We start from the raw sequence: 344 nt of genomic DNA on the forward strand, positions 1-344 counted from the left end.
GCCTTCCTGGCCGACGATGTCGACGGGCGCGTTCTGTTCGCACGCGCAACCGAGAAGTGGAGGGCTCAGCAGGAAGGACGCGAGCCGGATATTCAGCGAGATGGTTTTGGCGACATCGTGATGGTGCCGCCGGTGGTGGACGCACGGCGCCGCGGCGTACTGGTCTCCATGCCGCCACCCGTCCGTTTCACCGCCACCGGCATGCAGTGGGCAGATGGCAGCGAACGCAACTTCGACGCGGTGATATGGTGCACCGGCTTCCGGCCGGTATTGTCGCACCTGGAAGGACTGGGCATTGTCAACGCTCGTGGTCGGATCGACGTGGATGACACCCAGGTTCGGTC

Annotated in this window: 1 pseudogene; it reads left to right on the forward strand. The window is 64.5% G+C overall.

From position 1 onward, the window contains the following. A pseudogene (locus AC2A1N_RS13680) lies at nt 1–344 on the forward strand (pyridine nucleotide-disulfide oxidoreductase); the annotation flags it as partial.

This window comes from Stenotrophomonas maltophilia group sp. SKK55 (assembly GCF_057179845.1).